The 21,608-nt window shown below is 59.9% G+C and carries 20 protein-coding genes and 1 pseudogene; 11 read left to right on the top strand and 10 right to left on the bottom strand.

All coding sequences use genetic code 11. The annotated features are described in order from the left end of the window. Positions 1 to 178 precede the first annotated feature (178 nt). Both K7A42_RS22045 and uppW read right to left on the bottom strand, forming a co-directional pair. A complete protein-coding gene (locus K7A42_RS22045; protein ID WP_282455875.1) occupies positions 179 to 2,128 on the bottom strand; it encodes a methyl-accepting chemotaxis protein in 1,950 nt (649 codons plus the stop codon). A gap of 470 nt (positions 2,129 to 2,598) precedes the next feature. Further along, complete coding sequence (gene uppW / locus K7A42_RS22040) at positions 2,599 to 3,975, bottom strand: Wzy-type polysaccharide biosynthesis protein UppW (protein ID WP_282455874.1); 1,377 nt, start codon at positions 3,973 to 3,975, stop codon at positions 2,599 to 2,601. Between the two features lie 534 nt (positions 3,976 to 4,509). On the opposite strand from uppW, the gene K7A42_RS22035 reads away from it, so the two are divergent. Beyond that, on the top strand, positions 4,510 to 5,580 hold the full coding sequence (locus K7A42_RS22035; RefSeq protein ID WP_006699580.1) for a hypothetical protein: 1,071 nt from the start codon (positions 4,510 to 4,512) through the stop codon (positions 5,578 to 5,580). A gap of 36 nt (positions 5,581 to 5,616) precedes the next feature. On the opposite strand, the gene uppG is transcribed toward K7A42_RS22035, so the two are convergent. Together uppG and uppI are read right to left on the bottom strand one after the other, a co-directional pair. Further along, positions 5,617 to 6,696 (bottom strand): polysaccharide biosynthesis glycosyltransferase UppG, encoded by a 1,080-nt coding sequence (gene uppG / locus K7A42_RS22030; RefSeq protein WP_153776329.1) that lies wholly within the window; start codon positions 6,694 to 6,696, stop codon positions 5,617 to 5,619. A 2-nt stretch (positions 6,697 to 6,698) separates the two neighbouring features. Then, positions 6,699 to 7,769: a polysaccharide biosynthesis UDP-hexose transferase UppI gene (gene uppI, locus K7A42_RS22025; protein ID WP_006699578.1), complete on the bottom strand. Its 1,071-nt coding sequence runs from the start codon at positions 7,767 to 7,769 to the stop codon at positions 6,699 to 6,701. Between the two features lie 275 nt (positions 7,770 to 8,044). Here uppI and uppH point away from each other — a divergent pair, with 275 nt between their 5' ends. Both uppH and uppJ read left to right on the top strand, forming a co-directional pair. Then, positions 8,045 to 8,956: a polysaccharide biosynthesis endo-1,4-beta-xylanase UppH gene (uppH, locus tag K7A42_RS22020; RefSeq protein ID WP_282455873.1), complete on the top strand. Its 912-nt coding sequence runs from the start codon at positions 8,045 to 8,047 to the stop codon at positions 8,954 to 8,956. Between the two features lie 8 nt (positions 8,957 to 8,964). Then, positions 8,965 to 9,909 (top strand): polysaccharide biosynthesis UDP-hexose transferase UppJ, encoded by a 945-nt coding sequence (gene uppJ / locus K7A42_RS22015; RefSeq protein WP_077987287.1) that lies wholly within the window; start codon positions 8,965 to 8,967, stop codon positions 9,907 to 9,909. 21 nt (positions 9,910 to 9,930) lie between these two features. On the opposite strand, the gene K7A42_RS22010 is transcribed toward uppJ, so the two are convergent. Both K7A42_RS22010 and uppL read right to left on the bottom strand, forming a co-directional pair. Continuing rightward, positions 9,931 to 10,179, bottom strand: coding sequence for a hypothetical protein (locus K7A42_RS22010; RefSeq protein ID WP_282455872.1), 249 nt, complete (start codon positions 10,177 to 10,179; stop codon positions 9,931 to 9,933). A gap of 154 nt (positions 10,180 to 10,333) precedes the next feature. Beyond that, positions 10,334 to 11,134, bottom strand: coding sequence for a polysaccharide biosynthesis UDP-hexose transferase UppL (uppL, locus tag K7A42_RS22005; RefSeq protein WP_004443235.1), 801 nt, complete (start codon positions 11,132 to 11,134; stop codon positions 10,334 to 10,336). A gap of 243 nt (positions 11,135 to 11,377) precedes the next feature. Between uppL and K7A42_RS22000 the strand changes: the two genes are divergently transcribed. Then, entirely contained in the window at positions 11,378 to 11,587 is a 210-nt protein-coding gene (locus K7A42_RS22000) for a hypothetical protein (protein WP_003491679.1), read from the top strand. Between the two features lie 20 nt (positions 11,588 to 11,607). On the opposite strand, the gene uppM is transcribed toward K7A42_RS22000, so the two are convergent. After that, positions 11,608 to 13,230 (bottom strand): polysaccharide biosynthesis protein UppM, encoded by a 1,623-nt coding sequence (uppM, locus tag K7A42_RS21995; RefSeq protein ID WP_282455871.1) that lies wholly within the window; start codon positions 13,228 to 13,230, stop codon positions 11,608 to 11,610. 256 nt (positions 13,231 to 13,486) lie between these two features. Between uppM and uppO the strand changes: the two genes are divergently transcribed. The 3 genes from uppO (at position 13,487) to K7A42_RS21980 (ending at position 15,827) form a co-directional block, all read left to right on the top strand. Beyond that, complete coding sequence (gene uppO, locus K7A42_RS21990) at positions 13,487 to 14,902, top strand: polysaccharide biosynthesis phosphomannomutase UppO (RefSeq protein WP_282455870.1); 1,416 nt, start codon at positions 13,487 to 13,489, stop codon at positions 14,900 to 14,902. A 131-nt stretch (positions 14,903 to 15,033) separates the two neighbouring features. Then, positions 15,034 to 15,435 carry a group II truncated hemoglobin gene (locus K7A42_RS21985; RefSeq protein WP_004443244.1) on the top strand — a complete coding sequence of 134 codons (402 nt, stop codon included), beginning with the start codon at positions 15,034 to 15,036 and terminating at the stop codon, positions 15,433 to 15,435. After that, positions 15,432 to 15,827 (top strand): DUF423 domain-containing protein, encoded by a 396-nt coding sequence (locus K7A42_RS21980; protein WP_004443245.1) that lies wholly within the window; start codon positions 15,432 to 15,434, stop codon positions 15,825 to 15,827. Before K7A42_RS21985 ends, K7A42_RS21980 begins: the two co-directional genes overlap by 4 nt. A 92-nt stretch (positions 15,828 to 15,919) precedes the next feature. Here the strand turns inward: K7A42_RS21980 and K7A42_RS21975 are convergent, their stop codons facing one another. The 3 genes and pseudogenes from K7A42_RS21975 to rutR all read right to left on the bottom strand — a co-directional run bounded on the left by K7A42_RS21975 (position 15,920) and on the right by rutR (position 17,418). Continuing rightward, on the bottom strand, positions 15,920 to 16,207 hold the full coding sequence (locus K7A42_RS21975) for a hypothetical protein (protein WP_037091754.1): 288 nt from the start codon (positions 16,205 to 16,207) through the stop codon (positions 15,920 to 15,922). Then, positions 16,188 to 16,511: pseudogene (locus tag K7A42_RS21970) on the bottom strand (DUF2325 domain-containing protein); the annotation flags it as partial. The pseudogene K7A42_RS21970 and the gene K7A42_RS21975, both read right to left, overlap by 20 nt. 265 nt (positions 16,512 to 16,776) lie before the next feature. After that, entirely contained in the window at positions 16,777 to 17,418 is a 642-nt protein-coding gene (gene rutR / locus K7A42_RS21965; RefSeq protein WP_004443251.1) for an HTH-type transcriptional regulator RutR, read from the bottom strand. A gap of 259 nt (positions 17,419 to 17,677) precedes the next feature. Between rutR and K7A42_RS21960 the strand changes: the two genes are divergently transcribed. Genes K7A42_RS21960 through K7A42_RS21945 form a run of 4 tightly spaced genes read left to right on the top strand, consistent with a single transcriptional unit; the run spans position 17,678 to position 21,607 of the window. Next, entirely contained in the window at positions 17,678 to 18,925 is a 1,248-nt protein-coding gene (locus K7A42_RS21960; protein WP_282455869.1) for a Zn-dependent hydrolase, read from the top strand. Next, positions 18,922 to 20,379 carry a dihydropyrimidinase gene (gene hydA / locus K7A42_RS21955; protein WP_282455868.1) on the top strand — a complete coding sequence of 486 codons (1,458 nt, stop codon included), beginning with the start codon at positions 18,922 to 18,924 and terminating at the stop codon, positions 20,377 to 20,379. Before K7A42_RS21960 ends, hydA begins: the two co-directional genes overlap by 4 nt. A 2-nt stretch (positions 20,380 to 20,381) precedes the next feature. Continuing rightward, positions 20,382 to 20,816: an NUDIX hydrolase gene (locus K7A42_RS21950; protein ID WP_282455867.1), complete on the top strand. Its 435-nt coding sequence runs from the start codon at positions 20,382 to 20,384 to the stop codon at positions 20,814 to 20,816. Next, the gene (locus tag K7A42_RS21945) at positions 20,813 to 21,607 is read left to right on the top strand and encodes an ABC transporter ATP-binding protein (RefSeq protein WP_282455866.1); all 795 of its coding nucleotides are present in this window, start codon (positions 20,813 to 20,815) and stop codon (positions 21,605 to 21,607) included. Before K7A42_RS21950 ends, K7A42_RS21945 begins: the two co-directional genes overlap by 4 nt. The last annotated feature ends 1 nt before the right edge of the window (position 21,608 follow it).

Below are 21,608 nucleotides of genomic sequence, written 5' to 3'. Positions count from 1 at the left end.
CCGCTAGACTCCGTCCCGATCGATATTACTGAAGCATTGAAGGCGATGGCCGAAGGCTGGCGGCGGCGGATCAGTGGTGGTCTGAGATAAGCTATCCGGTCTTCGACAACCCCGACACAAAAAGCCGCCCGGTGGTCGAAGCACCGGGCGCTGGTTTCAGGCGAATGAAGTCGCAGGATCAAAACTCACGCCATTCGTCTCTCGATCTGTCGAGGGCGGCATTGCCCGCGAAGGCGGCAGCGAGCTTGTGGCCGAGCGCACGCACGGGTGATGCTACCGGTCTTTCGCCGCCGGCGGCGGTGCGCACCGGCGCGGGCTGGCTCTGCGGCTGATAGGCGCTGTCGCCGAGGCGGAATTGCGACAGCAACTGGTTGAGAGAGGCCACCTCCTTGGCCAGGCTGTGGCTTGCGGCATTGGTTTCTTCAACCATCGCCGCGTTTTTCTGGGTGTCCTGATCCATCTGGTTGACCGCGGTGTTGATCTGCTGCAGGCCCGAGGATTGCTCCTGCGCAGCCTCCACGATGGAAACCACGTGGCGGTTGATTTCCTGCACTTCGGATACGATCGTCACCAGCGCCTTGCCGGTGTCACCCACCAGCTGCACGCCCTGCTGCACCTGATCGTTCGAGGTGGTGATCAGCGCCTTGATCTCCTTGGCAGCATGGGCGGAGCGTTGCGCAAGCTCGCGCACCTCCTGGGCCACGACGGCGAAGCCCTTGCCGGCCTCACCGGCGCGGGCGGCCTCCACGCCGGCATTCAGGGCAAGCAGGTTTGTCTGGAAGGCGATCTCATCGATCACCCCGATGATATTGCTGATTTCATTGGCAGAATTGGCGATCTGCTCCATGGCGACCACGGCGCGGCGCACCACTTCGCCAGATTGTTCCGCACCCGCCTTGGCGCGACTGACGATCAGGCCCGCCTCCTGCGCGCGTTTGGTGGAATCCCGCACGGTCGTGGTGATCTCCTCCAGGGCCGCCGCGGTTTCCTCCACGGCCGCCGCTTGCTGTTCGGTACGTCTCGCCAGATCGTCGGCGGCCGATTTGATTTCGTTTGCCCCCGCGCCGATGCCGTTGGCGTTCTGCGCAACACGGGTCAGGGCTGCCTGCAGCTTTTCCGCCGATGTGTTGAAATCGTTGCGCACGGTATCGAGCGTTGTCGTGAATGGCTCGCGGATGCGGTAGGAGACATCGCCGTCGGAGAGTTTCGAGAGACCGGCAGCGAGGTTGTCGACGGCGAATTTGACGTCGGCCGCTTCCTTCGCCTTCTGCTGTTCACGGTCGATCCGGTCCCGTTCCGACAGGCTGCGGTTCGCTTCGGTTTCCCGCTCGAGACGAATGCGCTCGATGGCATTTTCACGGAAAACCTGAACCGCCTGCGCCATCTGGCCGACTTCGTCTTTGCGTGCCATTCCGTCGATTTCCGCCGTCGTTTCACCGGCGGCCAGCGAGACCATGCGCTCGCGCAGGCGGGCAATCGGCGTGGTGATGCCGCGCGAAGCCACGAAAAGCGCCAGAATAATGCCGGTCGCGAAAGCAACGCCGACAGCCATCAGCGAGGTGAGGATGGTCGAATTGGTCTGATCGGTCAGGTCGTCGCTTCCCTTGACGACACCCTTGGCAAGCTTGTCAAGAAGATTGGCGATGTCGGCGCCCGTAGCGCGCATGGCAACGTCAGCCTTCAGAAGCTCCGCAGCGGATTCCTGGTTGCGGTTGGCCGAACCGAATTCCACGGCCTTATCCGTGATGGCGATAATGCCCTTGACGTCTCGCAACAGCCTGTCGAGTGCTGCTGTCTCTTCCGGAAAAATGGCTTTGACATCGTCCAGCCGCGTTACCACCTCTGCCCTGTCCCCCGCATATTCCTGCTTCACGATTTTAAAGTCGGGGCTATTGGCGTCATAAACCATGATCTGATACGCACCATAGGCCATGGACTGCAGGTTGCGGTTTGCCCGGGCAAGCTCCACCAGGGCGGCGTTGTCTTTGGCGATAAAATCGGAATAGGCCGTGTCCGCGTGCTTGTAGCGGTCGGACATGAAGCCGGTGGCGCCAAGACCGACGATGCAGATCGGCAGAATGAGGGAAAGAATTTTGGTGCGGATGCTGGCGTTCTGGAGAAAGGACACGGAAACCTCACGTCATGAAAAAACCGCTCCTTCCCCGTGCCACAGGAGGTGTTCGGCAAGGCTGGCATGGCACGTCGAGGACCCCGGTCATCAGGGCTTCGATAGCCGCATCATCGGCTGGGATTGCCTCTGCATCATGCATACGCCGAAGAAAGTCCGGGCCTGTCCCTGCAATACGCACAGGTCGTCTCCCCCCGTGGCATGGCGCCCCTGAAAGGCCAGGCGCCAGGCCGCATCTTGAGGAAAAGCTGAGCAGAGCCGATCTATGGGCTGCTCGCGATTCCTTTTATCGCAAAATAATTATGATCAAAAACTTTATAATTTCTTCACGCCGAAAAATTGCAGGTGCCGACAGGGATTCGCGGTGCAGCTGCTGCCCGCGATATCAAATGACGGAACCAGTATGGAGCAGTGATCTTGCATCATTACCCGACGCAGAGCGGCCGGCGGTGGCGGCGCATCTCGAACCGTCAACGGGAATGCAGGACCTGCGGTTGTGCGGCAGGCGGCCCGCCCGGCTTCGCTGCACTGCGCACGGGGCCGCCGGACTGGCCGGGTTCCCGCTCCGCCTCTTCCTCGACGAGGCTGGCATGGGCCTGCAGATGCAGGCCCATCATCGCGACGAGCAGGAAAAACCAGACGAAACCCGCGCTCAGAAGAAACAGGGTTTCCAGAAAGCCGTATAGCAGGACGTAAAGCCAGACGCCGACATAAAGCCGCGTCAACGGACTGTTGCGCGTGGCGCTGTCCATTTTGCCGAGATTATGGAGCGGCAGCAGATAAATCCATATCAGCACCAGAACCAGCCCCGGCACGCCACCTTCCAGCAGCAGGTCGAAATAGCCGCTATGGGAAGCCGGCGCGGTGGTCGCCCAGCTATTGTCCTCGGTGAAGCTCGACATCAGCGTATCGCTGCGCCAGAAGGCCTGGTAGCCATATCCGAGGATCGGGCTTTTGCGGATGTAATCGATGGCGACAGCCCAGATATCGGTTCGGCCCGTAAAGCTGGCGTCGATGCCCATTTTCGTCAGCATCTGTGAAAACACCGGGTCTACCGTGGTGCCCACCGTCACGGCCGCGCAGAACAAAAGAAGCAGGGTCACGACCATATAACGCCACCGGGGCCAGCGAACGATGAACCAGCCGGTTGCCACGATGATCGGCATCAGGCCAAGCACCGTCTTGCCACCTGTCTTGACCAGGAAGAAAACCGACAGCAGCAGCACCGAGAGGCCGCCGATGAAGGACCAGCGCCTGCAAAGATAAATCGACACGATGATCAGCACCGCCATGACCGATGCGGCCTCGTTCTTGTGCTGGAAGACCCCCCGCCAGTTGCCGGCCAGCAGCGGCTCCAGCGCATCGCTTGCCAGGTGAATGGACCGCGAAGGCAGGGCGACGACGCCGAAATAACACAGGAACAATATGATGAGGACGCAGGTGGCGAGCAGCGTGGTGAAATGCCGCTCGGTGCGCGGCAGCTGCAGGAACCCGCCGGCGAGCACACAGATGATGATGCACATGACAAGCCGACGTAGAGAAAACGATGGTGCTTCACCGAGAAGCGAGGTCAAGGCAAACCAGCCGAAAATTGCCGCTGTCAGCAGGCGCGGCGCAAGGATGATGGAGAACGAGCGCTCCCTGGCCATGAATGCCACAAAACTGCAGAGCAGGATGACTGCGGTGAGCTGGTTGAGCAGGTTGGACCCGGCCGCCATGGCGGACCCCAGATAGGTGGAGGAGAGCGAGATATAGGGCGAAAAACCGACTGTGAAGTACAGGAACGTCACATAAAACAATGCGTCCCGCCAGTAGCCACGCCCCTGTCCGTCATGCGGTGCATCCATAAGGGGTTTTTCTCTTCCTCTTTCCACCGCCTCGGCATCCCGTCCGATGCTTCATCCGGTTACCCGAATATCCTCCCAAAATCCTATTTTTTAGTTATATATAATGCACGGAAGAATAGTAATTCCGTCATTTCCGACCGCGCTTCCGGAACGAGGTCAAAGGGTTAGAAACGGAGAAGGACTGCCGGGAAAGAAGCTGCGCCCTGAAGAACGGCTCTCAGGCGTTAACTTCGCATCGAAAATTTAATGCGCTGATTTCCTTAATATTTACCACGAAATTCCCGGCCGGAAAGCCCGCCTCTACTTGCACGACAAGAGAACCGTCTTCGTATGCCGGAGGTATACTCACGCAGCCAGCAGATACTCTATTTAGCGTATATTAACAACTCAAGATATATCTTTGGGTTGATTTCGTAAATGCGCATAGGCTGGAGACCCAGGGTGGACGTTCCGAGGCACACCAGGACGGACGATAGCGATAACGGTCAGTCGACGCGATGCCCGGCGCCGCAAAGCTCAACCGGCGTCCGCCCCATGCGCAGGGACGACGTGCCGGCTGTCGAGCGGGTGCTGAACAGCGCATTCAGGAAGACAGGGCCCACGACGAGCTTCGATTTTCGCTCCTATGTAGAGACGTTGTTCTTCAGCAGCCCCGTTTTTGATCCGGATTACGGCAGCGTGGTTTACGATGCGGGAGAGAATGGCGTGACAAGCGTCATTCTGGCCGTGCCCATGCGGTTTGTCGCCAATGGAAGAACCGTTACGGCGCGCCTGCTCTGTGCTTTCGCGTCGGATGGAAAACTTGGCGCACTCGGGGCCGCGCGCCTGTCCCGCGGCATGCGGGCATCGAAACACGACATGCTGTTTTCGGATACAGCCTCGCCTGTCAGCGCCGACCATTGGGTTGCGACCGGCGGCAACATGCTGCCCATCGAAAGCCTGCAATGGCACAAGGCGCTGAAGCCCTTCTCAACCATCGCACTGCGCATGCCGCGCCGTTCGAAACTGGCCAAGACAACGCTTGCCCTGGCGGCGCTCGGCTTCGTGGACGGCGTTCTGCGCAAATGGAAAAAAGGCCTGAGGCCGCAGCAGGCTCCGGGCGCCAGGGTAAAAGAAGTGGATTTCGAAACCTTCCGCCGCGCAGCGCTGCCGATGATCGAGCGTTTTTCCGTCCGCCCGGAATGGTCCCATGACGAATTTCACTGGCTGATCGGCATGAGCAGGACGAATGAGAGCCTAGGCGAACTGAAAAGCCTGGCGATCGAGACGGCCGAAGGTCATGTCATGGGAGCCGCCCTGTTTTTCGGGCAGCCGGCGCGAACCGCCTATGTGCTCAATCTCGTCTGTGATGCCGGCCGCGAAAACGATGTCCTCAACACACTGTTCCACCATTTTGACAATGAGAATTACGCCCATGTCACTGGCATGGCGCAGCCCTTTCTGATCAACGCGCTTTACCGCCAGAACCACATGAGCTTCCGCCATGACGGATATTTCTGCATGGCCACCCGGGACGATCTGCTGAGGGAAAGGGCGCTGGCCGGGGATATCTATATAGGCGGACTATGCTCGGAGAGCTGGAGCAAACTCATCACCGATTATTGAGGCCCCCCGCAGACCGACACGAGCCGGGCCGCCGCCTCAAGCCTTGGTAAAACGACCCACATTGGCCGATATCAGATGGCGCAGGGCCTTCGCGTAACGTTTGGAGCGTGTCTTGGCCGCCAGCGCGCTGGTCCAGTCCACCATCGATCCGTTGATATCGAAATCGCCGAGCTGACCTTCGGGTATATCGCCCTTTTCGATCCGCTCGACGATGGAAGCGAGCGCCGAATAGAATTCCGGCGAACGATAAGGCGGGTGCAGTGAATACATGCCTTTACCCGTACCGAGAAAATCCAGCCTGTAGACGCCGCGGCGCATCATGTTGGTGCTCAACACCTCCTCAGCAGGCATCGAGATGGGCTGCTGATTATAGGCATAGGAGCGGATGCGCCGTTTGAAATCGGGCCTGAGCAGTTCCAGCGAACCGATCCGCTTGGCGAAGCGTTCCATGTCAATCATGAATAGACGTGTGGAAACGGTGGCGAAGCGCCAGGTGGGAATACGCGACGGCAACTTGCGCGGCTCAGGAATGTTCTTCACGCCGGGCATGCCGACATGGCGGGAAATATCGAGATCGCCCCGCACTGTCGGCGGCCCGGAAAACGGCGTGATGCACAGCGCATCCGGATTGGCTTTCTGCAGCGCGATCGCCTCGGAAAACCAGCTCTGGCTGCCGCCGCCAAACATCATGTCGCTGTCCATGTGCAGCACGTAACGGGCGTTGGCCCGTTTAAGACCGTGGAAATAGACGTGGAAAGGACCGCCGTCGAAAGCCTTGGCGGGATAGGGAACCGCCGACCGGGAAAAGAAGGTCTCGGACACCGCCTTGCGCGCCTCATCACTGTAATCGACGATATCGACGACGAGATGCGGATAGTTGATCTGCATTTCCTCCAGCATGTCGAAAAGTCGTTTGCGCGACGCTTCGAAGCCTTTGCCCTTGTAGCGACCCGCCCCCACCTGGCCGGTATCGACCGTCAGCAGAATGCGGTCCACCTGTCCGCCCCAGACCCGTAGCTGATGCGGCAACGTCAATGCGGCATGCGGAGCGTCGAAGGGATGCAGATTGACCTGCAGCGCTTTCTGGACGGGAGGAAGCGGCATTTCAGCATTCATAGTCACGCACCACGGTTCCGGAATTCATTGATGATGGCCATCATGGGTTTTTCGTTGAAGCTCCAGTCGAGCGGCAACGGTCGGTTCGCCGTGCCGTCACGACGCGGATAGGCCCAGCGGATCCAGGTATACTGGTCCGAAATACCCCATGTGGTGATCGAGGAAAGCGGGCCGCCGGCCGAGGCCGCCTCAAGAAAATCTCGGACCTGACCGTTGATCAGCAAATCACGTTCCGCTTCCGGACCCGGCAGCGTCTGGTCCATCACATCAAGCTCCGTCACCAGAACGGCAAGGCCGTAACCGCGCATTTCCGTCACGAAGGCGGCAAGCTCGTCCTTGGCGATCGGCCAGCCGCCACGCAGGTGCCCCTGCAGACCGATGGCGTTGATGGGCGCCCCTTTTTCCAGAAGCTCGAGAATGAGATTGCGGAACGCCTCGCGCTTGGCTGGCGATTTTTCGACCGCGAATTCCACGTCATATTCATTGAGAACGAGCTGCGCTTTCGGATCGACCTGATGGGCGATATCGAAGGCCTTCTTGATGGCGTCCGGCCCGGCGCCGTAATACCAGGCGTCACGCCGGGCGCGCACATTGCCGGGAACATCCGGGATCGGTTCGTTCACCACGTCCCAGCTATGGACCACATCCCCGTAACGCTCCATCACCTTGACGATATGGGTTTCCATCAGCTTCTCGACCTTGCCGCTGCCACCGATGCCGGCAATCCAGGGGGCATTTGAGGCGTACCAGATCAGCGGATGGCCATGCATGGAAAGCTTGTGCTGGCGCGCGAAGTTGGCGAGTGCATCGGCGGGCGCAAAATCGAACACCGCTTCCGATGGCCGCATGACCTCCCATTTCATTTCAGTCACGGGGGTGATGCGCGAGCAATATTTCACGATCGCCTCACCGATGCGGCTATCGGCGGTGAGGTCAGGCAGATAAATGGCCGCGCCGTAAGGGGCGGTTTTGGTCGAGGTTTTTTTCTGCGCGGCAGAGGCCGTGCCGGTCACGGCGTGCAAAAGGCCCGCGCTTGCCGCACCGCCCAGAAAATTCCGCCGCCCGATCCGCATTCATCCGCCTCCACAACCCCGGCGCATCGAGGGAAAACCGGGATCGATTTTCGCCAGCAACGATGCGCAGCCCAAAATGTCGGAGCGTTTCCGCACATCCGGATGGACCCGGCACGCTCCATTCTCAAAACATAACATTCTGATCATGCCAAAAGGATATTAAAGATTTGCAAGGTTAACCGCCGCTATACCACGCCATAATTGGCCAGCGCCGCTTAATCCGGTAGTAACTTCGCCGTGCGAATTCTTGGCCCATGCCTCACGGAGTTTAAAGCTTGATATCCGTTTCGATTGTCATCCCCGTTCGCAATGGCGAGCGTTACATCGTGGAAGCGATCGAAAGCGCATTGCTTCAGGGCAAAACCGTCTGCGAGGTGCTGGTGGTTGATGACGGTTCCACTGATAGCACGGCGCAAAAGGTGCAGGGTTTTTCCGATCCGCGCGTTAAACTGCTTGCCCGGCCGCAGGGACGGCAGGGCGTTTCCGCGGTTCGCAATTTCGGTCTTTCGCAGGCACGTGGCGAGTGGACGATGTTTCTCGATGCCGATGACCGCCTGAAGACTGGCGCCGTCGCGGCGCTTTGCGCCGGCGTCACCGGCCCGGATGTCGTTGCCGTTTATGGCGATTACGAGCGTATCGATGAAAACGGTGCAAAGATCGGCCGTCGCAACCTCATCCGTCGCCGCGAAAAGCCTGACGGGTTCATCCTTCGGCCGCTGCTCGGCGGAAACTTCATCGTCAATGGCGGCATCATGCTGGTCAGAACCCGAATCTTCCAGGATTTCGGCGGTTTCGACGAAACCCTGCGGTATGCGGAAGACTGGTACGGCTGGTGCAGGCTGGCCGCCGCGGGCCGCTTTGTTTATCTTCCCGGCCGCCACGTCCTCGATTATCGGGTTCACCGGACGAGCGTTATGATGAACCGGCTCTTGACCTTCCGCGATTGCGAACCGGCAATCGAAGCCGTGTTTTCCGATCCCGCCATCGTCGCAGCCATACCCCCGCAGGAGCTCGGACGGCTTCGCCGCAAATCCGAAAACCATATGAACGCCTATACCGTTGCCCAGGCGTTTCGTGCCCGCCGTTACCGGGAAGCCTTTTCGGCACTGGCCGACACCGTCATCCATCGCCCGCGCCAGAGCCTCCGGGCCGTCGTTTTTTCCGCCGCAGCACTTGCCGGAATTTAGGAGTTTCCATGTCCGAGATCATGCCGGAAGCGGTGGTGTGCATCCCCAGTTTCCGCCGGCCGGAAGGCCTGAAGAAGACACTTGCATCGCTTGCAGCCCAGAAGGCCGATTTTCCCTTCGCGGTCGTCGTGGTCGATAATGATGGTGCAGGCCAGCAGGGTCTCGCTGTTGCGCGCGCCTTTTTTGCCGAAAACGACATGGCCGGGCTGGCCCTGGTAGAACCGACACAGGGCAATTGTTACGCCATCAATACGGCGTTCCGCACCGCCCGGCAGAGCTATCCTTCGGCGCAATGGTTTCTGATGATCGATGACGACGAGGCCGCCTCCCCCGTCTGGCTTGGGCAAATGGTCTCGGCGGCGAAATCCTTCGACGCTGATATCGTCGGCGGACCCGTCAATCGCGAATTCGACGCCCCGGCTTCCAGGGCGGTTCTTTCGCATCCGCTGTTCGGTTCCATAGAAGCACCGACCGGCCCGGTCGACCAGATCCACGGCTCGGGCAATTGCCTGATTTCACGGCGAGTGTTCGAAACCTTGCCGAAGCCGGAATTCGACGTGCGGTTCAACTTCCTCGGCGGCGGCGACATGGATTTCTTCACACGCTGCCGCAAGGCCGGTTTCAAATTCGCCTGGAATGCGAACGCCCTCATCATCGAATACGTGCCGGAAAGCCGCATGGCGCCGCGCTGGATCATGGAGCGCTCGCTCCGGACCGGCATCATCAATTACAGCATCGATCGCGCCCGCCGCCCCGGCCTGAAGGGCGGACTGCTGCTCGCCGCCAAAAATGCCGTCAGCCTGTGCCTGTCGCTCTTCCGCGCCGTTTCAGCATTGCTGAAAACCGGTTCGCTGCTGCCCGCCACCCATCCCCCCCTCATGTCCGTGGGCCGGGTGATGGCGAGCCTCGGCATCACGCTCACGCCCTATAAGGCACCGGCGAAGAAAAGCTGACGCCCGATCTTACCGTCACGTTTAACCCAGCGTCTTTTGCCTGCCGAACGACATCGGGTTCGCGCGCCGTTTCTGCAAACCGAAAGACGAAAAGGCCGCCGCAAGCACGAGAAGCGGCACGAGCACCGGCCAGAAAAAACAAAGGACAATGCCGGTTACCCGATAAAAATCCCAGCTCTTGTCGCGGCGGGCGCCTTCAATATAGGTCATGGCGAGAGAGGTAACGGTGCCAATTCCATATATGAAAAGAGAAATGGACGTAATCACCATTGGTGGCCTCAAAATATCTCTGATTCGAATAAATTTGTAATATTTGTGCAGTGTAGCGCAGCCGTTCGCAGTTGCAACGGGTTTCGGCGCCGCAGCGCGCTGATTCAATAAGTTAGAAAAACCTTACATTTATCGGGCAAGACGGCGCAATGATCTAGCGGTTCTGCCCCGAAGCGCCAAAGCGATACTTCAGCAGCGAATATATGGCGATCGGATTGGTCAGCAGGTAACGTTTTCCAAGACGCTTCGGCTCAAGCATCGCCCGGTAGAGCCATTCCAGCCCCATATCCTGCATCCACTGCGGCGCCCGGCTGTTCTTGCCGGCAATGAAATCAAAAAGGCCGCCGCAGGTCTTGATCACGGCGACGCCGGATAGCCTGTCCAGATTGCGCGAAACGAAGCGCTGCTCGAGCGGAATGCCGAAGCCGACCCAAAGAATATCGGTCTTCGAGGCGACAATATCGGCAATGATTTCGTCCCCGCGACCCGGACTGAAATAACCATTATGGCGTCCCGAAAAGACGAGGCGCGGATAAAGCCTCTGCATTTCCTCGACCGCCGCACGGTTCACCTCTTCGGAACCGCCAAGGAAATAAAACCGGCTGCCCGTCTCTTCGGCGCGCTTGGCCACCGCATGGACGAGATCCGTCGTTGCAACCCGTTCTCTCAACGCCCGGGCACAGAACTTGCGGGAGAAGATCACCAGCGACATGCCATCGGCGTGAATCTGGTCCGCCTGCCGCAGCATGGCGTCGAATTCGCGGTCGTGGTGGCAGAGCGCGATGACCTGACCGTTTGCGGATGTCGAATAAAACGGCCTTGCACCCGGCGTACGCTCCGTCGTTGCACGCAGGATGAAATCCCGCGCGGTTTCATCGATGGTTGCGTCAGTAATGGGTAGGGACGCAAGAGAAATAACCGGCCAGGAATGACCAGTCTCCTCCGTCTGCGGCATCTCTCTCCCTGTCATAATCTGTCCGGCGTCCAAGATAGGCATCGTTTCATTGTTATGGGCACGCATATGCATAAAATAGAAGGCTTCAAACACTACGAAGAACTATCATTAATATTTTTATAAATCCTCCGCTTGAGGCGGGGAAATTGCACGCCCGCTGGTTGAATGACCTTCCCCTCGCCTATTCCCGTTTGGCGTCCGATGGTTTAATGGACGGAAACATCAATGACAAAGGTCCCGGCCATGGAAACCATTTCAATCGACAACCGCGGCGATTTCGGCCTCTGGGCAATAGAACGGGCGAAGGAAATCGTTGCCAACGAGGCGTCCGATCTCGCCGTTTCCGTCCGTGATGGCGACGAGGCAGGCATTCGCGATGCCGGCAATGCGCTGGGTGCGGCCATCGCCGCCGCTCTCCTTGAAGTTTATGATGGTCTGATCTCGGAAGAATAAGTCGGCGCGGGGTCCCAGGTTTAACGCGCCACGGCTTCCGCATGATCGTCCCGGCGCAGATAACCCCACAGCCCGAGTGCGATTGCAATGGCGAGGCCGAGAAACAGGCCACCCGCGCCGCCAGCGACGAGGAAGACCAGCTTGCCCGGCGGCCAGCTTCTGGAGTTCGGCGCAACCGGCTGCGAAATAACGCGGACATTGGTGGAATCGATCGATTGCTGTTCGGCGAGCTGGCGTGACCGGGTAAGATAGGTCTCATAGATCGCCGCTGCCGAGCGGGCGTCGCGCTCAAGATCCCTCAGCCGCACCTGCGCTTCGTTATCGGTGAAGACATTGGCACGCTCCGCCACGGCTTTCAGTCGCAGCGCATCGAGCGAGGAGCGCGCTTCGGCGACATTTGTCTTTGCTGCCTGCAGAATGCGCCGCGCCTCGTCGGCCATGCCGCGTTCCAGCATGGCCCGTTCCGCGCCTGCAGTCGCCAGCCGCGGATGACGCGCGCCGTAGGTTAGCGTCATGGCTCCGATCTGCTGCTGCAGGGTGCTGTATTGCGCCCGGATCGTGTTCATGGTCTGGCTATCGAAAATCGCATCGCTTTGCGTGCGGTTCTGCGCGATTGCCGCCTCCATCTGCTTCAGCCGGGATTCTTCCTGGATGACGCGCTGCTGGGCCGCGAGAACCTGTGCATTGAGCTCACCGGAGGCCAGGTTGCTGACAAGCTGGCCATTATTCTCCTGAAGGCCGTTTTCGCGACGGAAATCGGCCACCCGCTTTTCAGCCGCAGTAACATTCTCGCGCATTTCCTCAAGCCGCTTCCTGAGATCGTCGACGACACGCTGGCTGCTGTCGGAGGTCGTCTGGAACAGCTCGGTTTCAAACGCCTTCACGATGGCCTTTGAGACCGTCACGGATTTGTCCGCATCATTGGTCCAGACGGAAAGCGTCACCACGAAGGAGCGTGGGTCGCGTTCCGCTGCGACCCGGTCGCCGAGGGAGCGGAGTGCACCGAGCCGGTTGTCGCCATCTTCCGGCCTGGATGAAAACATCGCCTTCAGCCGGGCGAGCGGCGGCGGGCTGATGAATTCCGGATCCTGATCGAGCTTCAGTTCCTCCACCACCCGCGCCAGCACGTTGCGCGACGTGATCGTGCGCAGCTTGCTTTCGACTTCGAGAATCTGCGTGTCACGCTGCTGGTTCGGCGAGAACACGCCGTCGTTGACAACGTTGAGATTGGAGGGATTGACGACGATATCCGTATAGGCCGTGTAGCGTGGCGGCGTCATATACGCATAGCTGAGCGCAGCCGCGACGCAGAGAATGATTGCCAGAACGATCCAGACGATGCCCCTGCGAAGCCAGATGAGGACGTCGTCAACGCCGATCCTGTCGATATGGCTGAGGCCCGGCAATGCTGCGGCCAGACTTCCGCTGGGCGACGCCGCCTTCACCGGTCTCGCGGCCGGAGCGGGCTCGACGGCAGCCGCCGCCGGTTTCGGCTCGAGATGCTCTTTCAGCACCGTGCGTTCGAAAACCTCGTCGTCATCCACCAGATCATCCAGCAGGGAACCATGAGTTTTCGCGGCCGGCGCCGTTTTTTCATCGAGCGGACGTACCTGCTTATGTCCCGCCTTTTGAAGCCTGTACATCAGCCAATCCAACTCGAACGAACCAAAAAAGCCGGCAACCGATGATCCTCATCGTCGCCATAGCCGCTATCGACGGACAAGTTTAAATATGACGGGTGAATTTTAGGTTACCCGCATCATTGCCGTCATCATCGCCTATTCGCGGCCTCCAGGGAAGGGGAGGATTGACGTGAATGGATCGATACGGTTCTTTCAAGCGTTACATTTTTGAACTATCCATTTGGCCCTCAAGGATTTTACGGAAGCGGAGTTGAGAATGAGCCTGAAATTTGGAACGAGCGGCCTTCGTGGCCTCTCCGTCGATCTGAAAGGAAAAGCGTCGGCCGTTTATGCCACGGCATTTGCGAGGCACCTTCTCACATCGGGCCAGGCAAAGGCGGGCGACCCCATTCTCGTTGGCCGCGATTTCCGCGATTCGAGCCCCGATGTGTCCGCCACCTGCATCGCGGCGTTGAAAAAGGCAGGCCTCACGCCGTTCGATTGCGGCACGGTGCCCACCCCGGCTCTGGCGCTTTATGCTCTGTCGCTGAAGGCGGGCGCGCTGATGATCACGGGCTCCCACATACCGGCGGACCGCAACGGCATCAAGTTCTACCGCCCGGATGGCGAAATCGACAAGCAGGACGAGACGGCCATCGCAGCCCTCGCCGCCGAAATCGAAGCGGAAGGCACCAGCGACGAAACGGCGACTGCCGAAGACCATTCCGCCACCGCAGCCGAACTATTCTACGAACGCAACATCGCGCTGTTGCCGGAAAAGGCCCTCTCAGGCCTCAAGATCGGTGTTTACCAGCATAGCACGGTGGCGCGCGATCTCTTTGTCGACGTTCTCGCCCATTACGGCGCCGAAGTCGTTCCGCTCGGCCGCTCGGAGACCTTCATCCCCGTCGATACGGAGGCGGTCTCGCCGGAGACGCTTTCGCTTCTCAGAAAATGGGCTCCTGAGCACAGTCTCGACGCCATTGTTTCCGCCGATGGCGACGGTGACCGCCCCCTTCTGGCCGATGAAAGGGGCGTACCGCTGCGCGGCGACCTCATTGGCCTCATCACCGCCAATTTCCTTGGCGCAGGCGTCGTTGTCACCCCTGTGACGTCCAATTCCGGCATCGAGGCCAATGGTTCCTTTGAGGTCGTTCGTACGAAGGTTGGCTCGCCTTTCGTCATTGCCGGCATGGCAGACGCCCTTTCATCCGGCAAGAACGGCGTGATGGGCTTCGAGGCGAATGGCGGCCTGCTGACGGCCTCTTCCTTCACGCTTAACGGCAGGCCCCTCTCGCCGCTGCCTACGCGTGACAGCTTCCTGCCCGTTCTTGCCGTGCTGCTTCTTTCGTCGGAACAGAAAAAACCGCTGTCGCAAATCGCCGCAGCCTATAACCTTCCGGTCGCCGCCGCCGACCGCCTGGAAAATTTCGCGCAGGAAAAGAGCGCCGCGCTGATGGCTCATCTGCGCGCCTCGCGCACCAATCTCGAAGCCTTCCTCGCGCCGGTTGGCACGGTGAAAGGCCTGAGCGACATCGACGGCCTGCGCGTGTCATTGACCGACGGCAGCACCATCCACTTCCGCCCGTCAGGCAACGCGCCGGAAATGCGCTGCTACGTCGAAGCTGCCAATCAGGATGAGGCCGAGACGCTTTTGAGCAAGGGGCTCGACCTTATCCGAAATTTTGGATGATTTTTGGATGATGCCGGGCAAGCCCGGCATCTGCCCTTTTTAATCTGTCCCAAATGTCGCACCCTGCCCGTGCCTGTTGCTCTTCCGGCTCCGCGGAGCGATAAGAGCCGGAGGGCCACGAGAGGCGGATTATGACTGGCGAAACCATTACCCTTTATGAAGCGATCGGTGGCGATGCGACCGTCAGGGCGCTCACCCGGCGCTTCTATCAACTGATGGATACCCTGCCGGAAGCAGCCCGCTGCCGCGCCATCCACCCGGCCGATCTTTCCGGCAGCGAAGCGAAGTTCTACGATTACCTGACTGGATATCTTGGCGGACCGCCGGTCTACGTCGAGAAGCACGGCCACCCGATGCTGCGCCGCCGCCATTTCGTCGCCCCCATCGGCCCTGCCGAGCGGGATGAATGGCTGCTCTGCTTCCGCCGCGCCATGGAGGAGACGATCGAAAATCCCAAGCTGCGCGACATCATATGGCCCCCGATCGAGAGGCTCGCCTTTCACATGCAGAACCGGGAGGCGGACAGCCAATGACCACGCAGAACGCGACCATAGCGACGGTGCCCGGGGCCAGATTACGGGCCTTCATTCTGTTGCTGGGCAGCCTGCTGGGTGCTGCCGGCGTCATGCTTGCCGCCGCTGCCACCCATACCGGCGAGACCTATATGCTCGGTAATGCTTCCGCCATGGCGCTGGCGCATGCGCCGGTTCTTATCGCGCTCCATATCGGTGCGGATCGCATCAGGACCGCCATTCCGGCGGGCTTGATCCTCGGTCTCGGCACGGCGATCTTCGCCGGCGATCTCGTTATCAGGCATTTTTCCGGCCACAGCCTGTTTCCATACGCTGCGCCGCTGGGCGGCATCGGCATGATCGCGGGTTGGCTGGTGTTGTGCGCGGGAGCGTTTCTGAAGCCGAAAGGCTGATTGTTTTTAGGGCATCTGCATCGTGACCCGGAGTGCGAGCGGAGCTTCCCTCACACCTGGCGCGATCTTGCCCTCTCGGCAAGGATTTAACGCTAACCACGCGTCCAGCGAAACGGCAGAATGTTGCGGCCTTTTTCAGCCGCCACACCTGTTTGAAAGGCCGTCGTTTCACCCGGCTGGCGGGCGCGCTGATGAGGAAAGGTCACCACATTGCCGCCGCTTCCGGCAACGCGGCTGCGTCTTTCGCGTTCGCCGATGATGTCATAAAATTCCGTCGTGGCCGGATCGCTCGCCTGTTCGGCCATCTTGTGCAGTTCCACACCACACGGCGTGTCCGCCGTGCGGTGCTCGTCGGGAAAATTATTGCGCTCGTCGCTCATCGCTGGGGCTCCGTTCATTCATCGTCTGCAGCGCCCGCTCCAGACTTGATTTGCTGCCATTGCGCAGCGGAATGAACGTCTTGCCGAACTTCTTGCAACCGGACTTCACCCGCAGACACGCATCGTGGCTGATACAGTCGATCGGGCAGAAAACGCAGTCGACGGAAGGAAGCACGGTATCGATGCGCGACACCGCCTCACGCAGGCCGCCGTCGTGGTGGATCAGTTCGGCGCCGAAATTGCTGGCGATCTGGCGAAGATGGGCAACCTGACAGTCACGGCCGCCGACATAAAGAAAGCTTTTCGGACCGGAAAGCTGCTGTTCGGCCACGTCCCGCTCGGTCTGGGGAGCGCCTTTGCCCTGCTTGCCGCCACGTTCGGCCTTCTTCTTTTCCTTGCGTGCCATTCCCTCACCTGCCGGTTGGTTTTTGATACCCCGATATCGGGCCCCGACGTTCGGGATGCCGGCAACATAATAAAGATGAGTTTTGGAGTAAAGTATAAAGGTGATAAATTTCCTCATGTTTTTATGCGGAGGGCTTATCACATAATCGCGAGAAGCAGGCCGATCAGCCGTTTATCCGCAACCCGCCCATGAAAAGCTGTTCCAGATGGCGGGCCGCGTCTTCGAAACGTCCCTCGCCGCCATTCTTGTCGCCCAGCACCGCCCGCACCTGTACATCGAAATCGGCATAGTGCTGGGTGGTCGACCAGATCGAGAAAATAAGGTGGTAAGGGTCACATTTGGCCATCCGCCCCGCCTTCACCCAGGCTCGGATCACCTCGGCCTTCTCATCCACCAGCTGTTTCAACGGGCCTTTCAGTTCATCCTCGATATGCGGCGCGCCCTGCAGTATTTCGTTCGCAAACAGCCGGCTTTCGCGCGGGAAATCGCGCGACATTTCCAGCTTGCGGCGAATATAGGAGCGGATCTCGCTTTCAGGATTACCCTCGGCATCGAAAGCGCGCAGCGGGTCGAGCCACGTGTCCAGCACCCGCTCGATCAGCGCACGATGCATCGCCTCCTTGGTGCGGAAGTAATAAAGCACATTCGGCTTGGACATGCCGGCCGCTTCCGCAATCTGGTCGATGGTGGAGCCGCGGAACCCATTCGTGGAAAAAACACTGAGCGCGGCTTCAAGAATCGCTTCCTGCTTTTCCTCCTGAATGCGGGTCCGCTTCTGTGTTTTCGCTGCGCGCGGTATGGCCATTCTCAGCTCTCTGTTTCTTTTCAATGCAATTGCCGCTACAGTATGCTTAAAAAATAATCGACGTTCATAGCTTAGGCAAAATTACTGCGTTTCGTCACAAATTCCCTTGCTGACGCCATCGCGAATTTGCAATGTTTACCAGCCGGTCAATTTATCCATCATCGCCGCCACAAGGCAATGGCTGTTATCTTAACCGGCAAAAAAGGGAACGGCACAAGCTTTGCTTTGATAAAAACAAAACAGGTGAGGACGACACTTCATGACGGCGGGTAAGAACTTGACGGTCAATGGCGACCGTCTGTGGGATAGTCTGATGGATATGGCGAAGATTGGCCCCGGCATTGCCGGCGGCAATAATCGCCGCACGTTGACGGATGAGGATGCGGAAGGCCGCCGCCTTTTTCAGCGCTGGTGCGAAGCGGCAGGCCTGACGATGGGCGTCGACCGCATGGGCACCATGTTCGCCACCCGCGCCGGCGAGGACCCGGACGCGCTCCCCGTTTATATCGGTAGCCATCTCGATACCCAGCCGACCGGCGGCAAATATGACGGCGTGCTTGGCGTGCTGGCTGGTCTGGAAGTCGTGCGCAGCCTGAACGACCTCAATATCCGCACGAAACACCCCATTGTCGTCACCAACTGGTCGAACGAGGAAGGCGCCCGCTTTGCGCCTGCCATGCTGGCGTCGGGGGTCTTCGCCGGCATTCACGATCTCGATTACGCCTATAGCCGCACGGATACCGACGGCAAAACCTATGGCGAGGAGCTGAAACGCATTGGCTGGCTGGGTGAGGAAGAGGTCGGCGCGCGCAAGATGCATGCCTATTTCGAATATCACATCGAACAGGGCCCGATCCTGGAGGCCGAAAACAAGCAGATCGGCGTCGTCACCCATTGCCAGGGCCTGTGGTGGCTGGAAGTGACGCTGACCGGCAAGGAAGCCCATACCGGCTCCACCCCGATGGCGATGCGCGTTAATGCCGGCCTTGCCGCGGCGCGAATCCTCGAAAAGGTGCAGGAAGTGGCGATGGCTCACCAGCCGGGAGCCGTCGCCGGCGTCGGCCAGATGATCTTCACGCCCAATTCCCGCAATGTGCTGCCCGGCAAGGCGGTCTTCACCATCGACCTCAGAACCCCCTCGCAGGCAAAGCTCGACAGCATGCGCGCCATCTTCGAACGCGAGGTGCCCGCCATCGCCGAAGAACTCGGCGTCGGCTGCTCGATCGAAGCCATCGGCCATTTCGACCCCGTCACCTTCGATCCTATCCTCGTCGGGCGCGTACGCTCCGCCGCCGAACGACTGGGCTACAGCCACATGGACATCATCTCCGGCGCCGGCCACGACGCCTGCTGGACGGCCAGAGTCGCCCCCTCCACCATGATCTTCTGCCCCTGCGTGGACGGGCTTTCCCACAACGAGGCCGAAGAAATTTCACCCGAATGGGCAAAGGCCGGCTGCGACGTGTTGCTGCATGCCGTGCTGGAGACTGCGGAGATCGTGCAATGACCGCTACCATTATCAAAAACGGCACCATCGTCACCGCCGATCTCACCTACAAGGCCGATGTGAAGATCGAGGGCGGCAGGATCACCGAGATCGGCCCTGATCTCACCGGCGGCACCGTGCTGGATGCCACCGGATGTTACGTGATGCCCGGCGGCATCGATCCGCATGTGCATCTGGAAATGCCTTTCATGGGCACCTATTCCGCCGATGATTTCGAGAGCGGCACGCGGGCGGCGCTTTCCGGCGGCACGACGATGGTGGTGGATTTCTGCCTGCCGGAGCCGGGGCAATCGCTTCTCGATGCCTTGCAACGCTGGGACAACAAGGCGACGCGCGCCAATTGCGATTACTCCTTCCACATGGCCGTCACCTGGTGGGGCGAACAGGTCTTCGATGAGATGAAGACGGTGGTTCAGGAAAAGGGCATCAATTCCTTCAAGCACTTCATGGCCTATAAAGGCGCGCTGATGGTGAATGACGACGAGATGTTCGCCTCCTTCTCGCGCTGCGCGGAGCTCGGCGCCATTCCCTTCGTGCATGCGGAAAACGGCGATATCGTCGCGCAGATGCAGGAAAAATTGATGGCGGAAGGCAATGTCGGGCCGGAGGCGCACGCCTATTCCCGCCCGCCCTCCGTGGAAGGCGAGGCCACCAACCGCGCCATCATCATCGCCGATATGGCCGGTGCGCCGCTTTACGTCGTCCACACCTCCTGCGAACAGGCCCATGAAGCCATCCGCCGCGCCCGGCAAAACGGCATGCGGGTCTATGGCGAGCCGCTGATCCAGCACCTGATCCTCGACGAAGGTGAATATGCCCATCCCGACTGGGATCACGCCGCCCGCCGCGTCATGTCACCGCCATTCCGCAACCGTCAGCATCAGGACAGCCTCTGGGCGGGTCTGGCCTCCGGCTCGCTGCAATGTGTGGCGACCGACCATTGCGCCTTCACCACAGATCAGAAACGTTTCGGCCTCGGTGATTTCCGCAAGATACCGAACGGCACCGGCGGGCTGGAAGATCGCATGCCGCTTCTCTGGACCCACGGCGTGGCGACCGGCCGGCTGACGATGAACGAGTTCGTCGCCGTCACTTCCACCAACATCGCCAAGATCCTCAATATCTATCCGAGGAAAGGCGCGATCCTCGTCGGCAGCGACGCCGATATCGTCGTCTGGGACCCGGCGCTCACAAAGACCATCAGTGCGGCAAACCAGCAATCGGCCATCGATTACAACGTGTTCGAAGGGCAGAAGGTAAAGGGTCTGCCGCGCTACACGCTCTCGCGCGGGCTGGTGAGCGTTGAGGAAGGCACCATCGAGACACAGGCCGGCCACGGCCAGTTCATCGCCCGCGATCCCTATCCGGCCGTCAGCCAGGCGCTTTCCACCTGGAAGGAGCTCGTATCGCCACGCAAGGTGGAACGCACGGGCATTCCGGCATCGGGCGTGTGATCATGAGCGAGCCGAAACGCGAAATCCTCATCGCCGCCGCCATCCTGCTCAACGAGAAGCGGCAGATGCTCGTGGTGCGCAAGCGCGGCACCACGCAGTTCATGCAGCCGGGCGGCAAGATCGATCCGGGCGAAACGCCGGAACAGGCGCTTCGCCGCGAGCTGGCCGAGGAAATCGGCCTGACGCTGCCCGAAAATGCCGCGCGTTATGAGGGCGTCTTTCGCGAGGAAGCCGCCAATGAGCCGGGCGCTGATGTCGTCGCCCATGCCTTTACCGCCAGGCTTCATTCCGAGGTCACCCCGCAGGCGGAAATCGAGGAAGTCCGCTGGCTCGATCTAGACCGCACCCCCGGCGTCACCATCGCCAGACTGACGGAAACCCAGATGCTGCCGCTGGCGCGCGCCGCACTTACGGAAAGTGAAACCAAGTCGCGATGAACCAGGCCTCTTCCTATTCCGTCGTTTCCGCCAGAAAACTGGGCCTCACTTTCGAAACGGGGGACGGCCCGGTTCACGCTCTGTCCAATGTCGATCTCGACGTGAAAAAGGGCGACTTCGTCTCCTTCATCGGCCCTTCCGGCTGCGGCAAGACCACCTTTCTGCGGGTCATCGCCGATCTGGAAAAACACACGTCGGGCGACATCACCGTCAACGGCACCACGCCGGAAAATGCCCGCAAGGACCGGTCCTATGGATATGTCTTTCAGGCCGCCGCACTCTATCCATGGCGCAGCATCGAAAAGAACATCGCCCTGCCGCTCGAAATCATGGGTTACAGCAAGGCCGAGCAGCGCGAGCGCATCGACCGCACCATGGACCTCGTCAACCTCAACGGCTTCGGCAAGAAATACCCCTGGCAGCTTTCCGGCGGCATGCAGCAGCGCGCCTCCATCGCCCGCGCGCTCGCCTTCGATGCCGACCTGCTTCTGATGGACGAGCCCTTCGGCGCACTGGACGAGATCGTTCGCGATCATCTGAACGAACAGCTGCTGAAACTCTGGGATACGACCGGCAAGACCATCTGCTTCGTGACCCACTCCATACCGGAAGCCGTTTATCTCTCGACCAAGATCGTCGTGATGTCGCCGCGGCCGGGCCGGGTGACCGATGTGATTGAATCCACTTTGCCGCGCGAAAGGCCGCTGGAAATTCGCGAGACGCCGGAGTTTCTGGCGATTGCGCATCGGGTGCGTGAGGGGTTGAAGGCGGGGCATGGTTATGAGGGGTGAT

This window comes from Agrobacterium sp. InxBP2 (assembly GCF_026191755.1).
GTDB classification, from domain to species: domain Bacteria; phylum Pseudomonadota; class Alphaproteobacteria; order Rhizobiales; family Rhizobiaceae; genus Agrobacterium; species Agrobacterium pusense.
This window is presented reverse-complemented; position numbering and strand designations above follow the sequence as displayed.

What these genes read in the sequence shown, in the direction of transcription:
- uppW (WP_282455874.1), bottom strand. Translation starts at nt 3,975, where the DNA reads ATGGATGCACCGCATGACGGACAGGGGCGTGGCTACTGGCGGGACGCA.
- K7A42_RS22035 (WP_006699580.1), top strand. Translation starts at nt 4,510, where the DNA reads ATGCGCAGGGACGACGTGCCGGCTGTCGAGCGGGTGCTGAACAGCGCA.
- uppG (WP_153776329.1), bottom strand. Translation starts at nt 6,696, where the DNA reads ATGAATGCTGAAATGCCGCTTCCTCCCGTCCAGAAAGCGCTGCAGGTC.
- uppI (WP_006699578.1), bottom strand. Translation starts at nt 7,769, where the DNA reads ATGCGGATCGGGCGGCGGAATTTTCTGGGCGGTGCGGCAAGCGCGGGC.
- uppJ (WP_077987287.1), top strand. Translation starts at nt 8,965, where the DNA reads ATGTCCGAGATCATGCCGGAAGCGGTGGTGTGCATCCCCAGTTTCCGC.
- K7A42_RS22010 (WP_282455872.1), bottom strand. Translation starts at nt 10,179, where the DNA reads ATGGTGATTACGTCCATTTCTCTTTTCATATATGGAATTGGCACCGTT.
- uppL (WP_004443235.1), bottom strand. Translation starts at nt 11,134, where the DNA reads ATGCCGCAGACGGAGGAGACTGGTCATTCCTGGCCGGTTATTTCTCTT.
- K7A42_RS22000 (WP_003491679.1), top strand. Translation starts at nt 11,378, where the DNA reads ATGGAAACCATTTCAATCGACAACCGCGGCGATTTCGGCCTCTGGGCA.
- uppM (WP_282455871.1), bottom strand. Translation starts at nt 13,230, where the DNA reads ATGTACAGGCTTCAAAAGGCGGGACATAAGCAGGTACGTCCGCTCGAT.
- uppO (WP_282455870.1), top strand. Translation starts at nt 13,487, where the DNA reads ATGAGCCTGAAATTTGGAACGAGCGGCCTTCGTGGCCTCTCCGTCGAT.
- K7A42_RS21985 (WP_004443244.1), top strand. Translation starts at nt 15,034, where the DNA reads ATGACTGGCGAAACCATTACCCTTTATGAAGCGATCGGTGGCGATGCG.
- K7A42_RS21980 (WP_004443245.1), top strand. Translation starts at nt 15,432, where the DNA reads ATGACCACGCAGAACGCGACCATAGCGACGGTGCCCGGGGCCAGATTA.
- K7A42_RS21975 (WP_037091754.1), bottom strand. Translation starts at nt 16,207, where the DNA reads ATGAGCGACGAGCGCAATAATTTTCCCGACGAGCACCGCACGGCGGAC.
- rutR (WP_004443251.1), bottom strand. Translation starts at nt 17,418, where the DNA reads ATGGCCATACCGCGCGCAGCGAAAACACAGAAGCGGACCCGCATTCAG.
- K7A42_RS21960 (WP_282455869.1), top strand. Translation starts at nt 17,678, where the DNA reads ATGACGGCGGGTAAGAACTTGACGGTCAATGGCGACCGTCTGTGGGAT.
- hydA (WP_282455868.1), top strand. Translation starts at nt 18,922, where the DNA reads ATGACCGCTACCATTATCAAAAACGGCACCATCGTCACCGCCGATCTC.
- K7A42_RS21950 (WP_282455867.1), top strand. Translation starts at nt 20,382, where the DNA reads ATGAGCGAGCCGAAACGCGAAATCCTCATCGCCGCCGCCATCCTGCTC.
- K7A42_RS21945 (WP_282455866.1), top strand. Translation starts at nt 20,813, where the DNA reads ATGAACCAGGCCTCTTCCTATTCCGTCGTTTCCGCCAGAAAACTGGGC.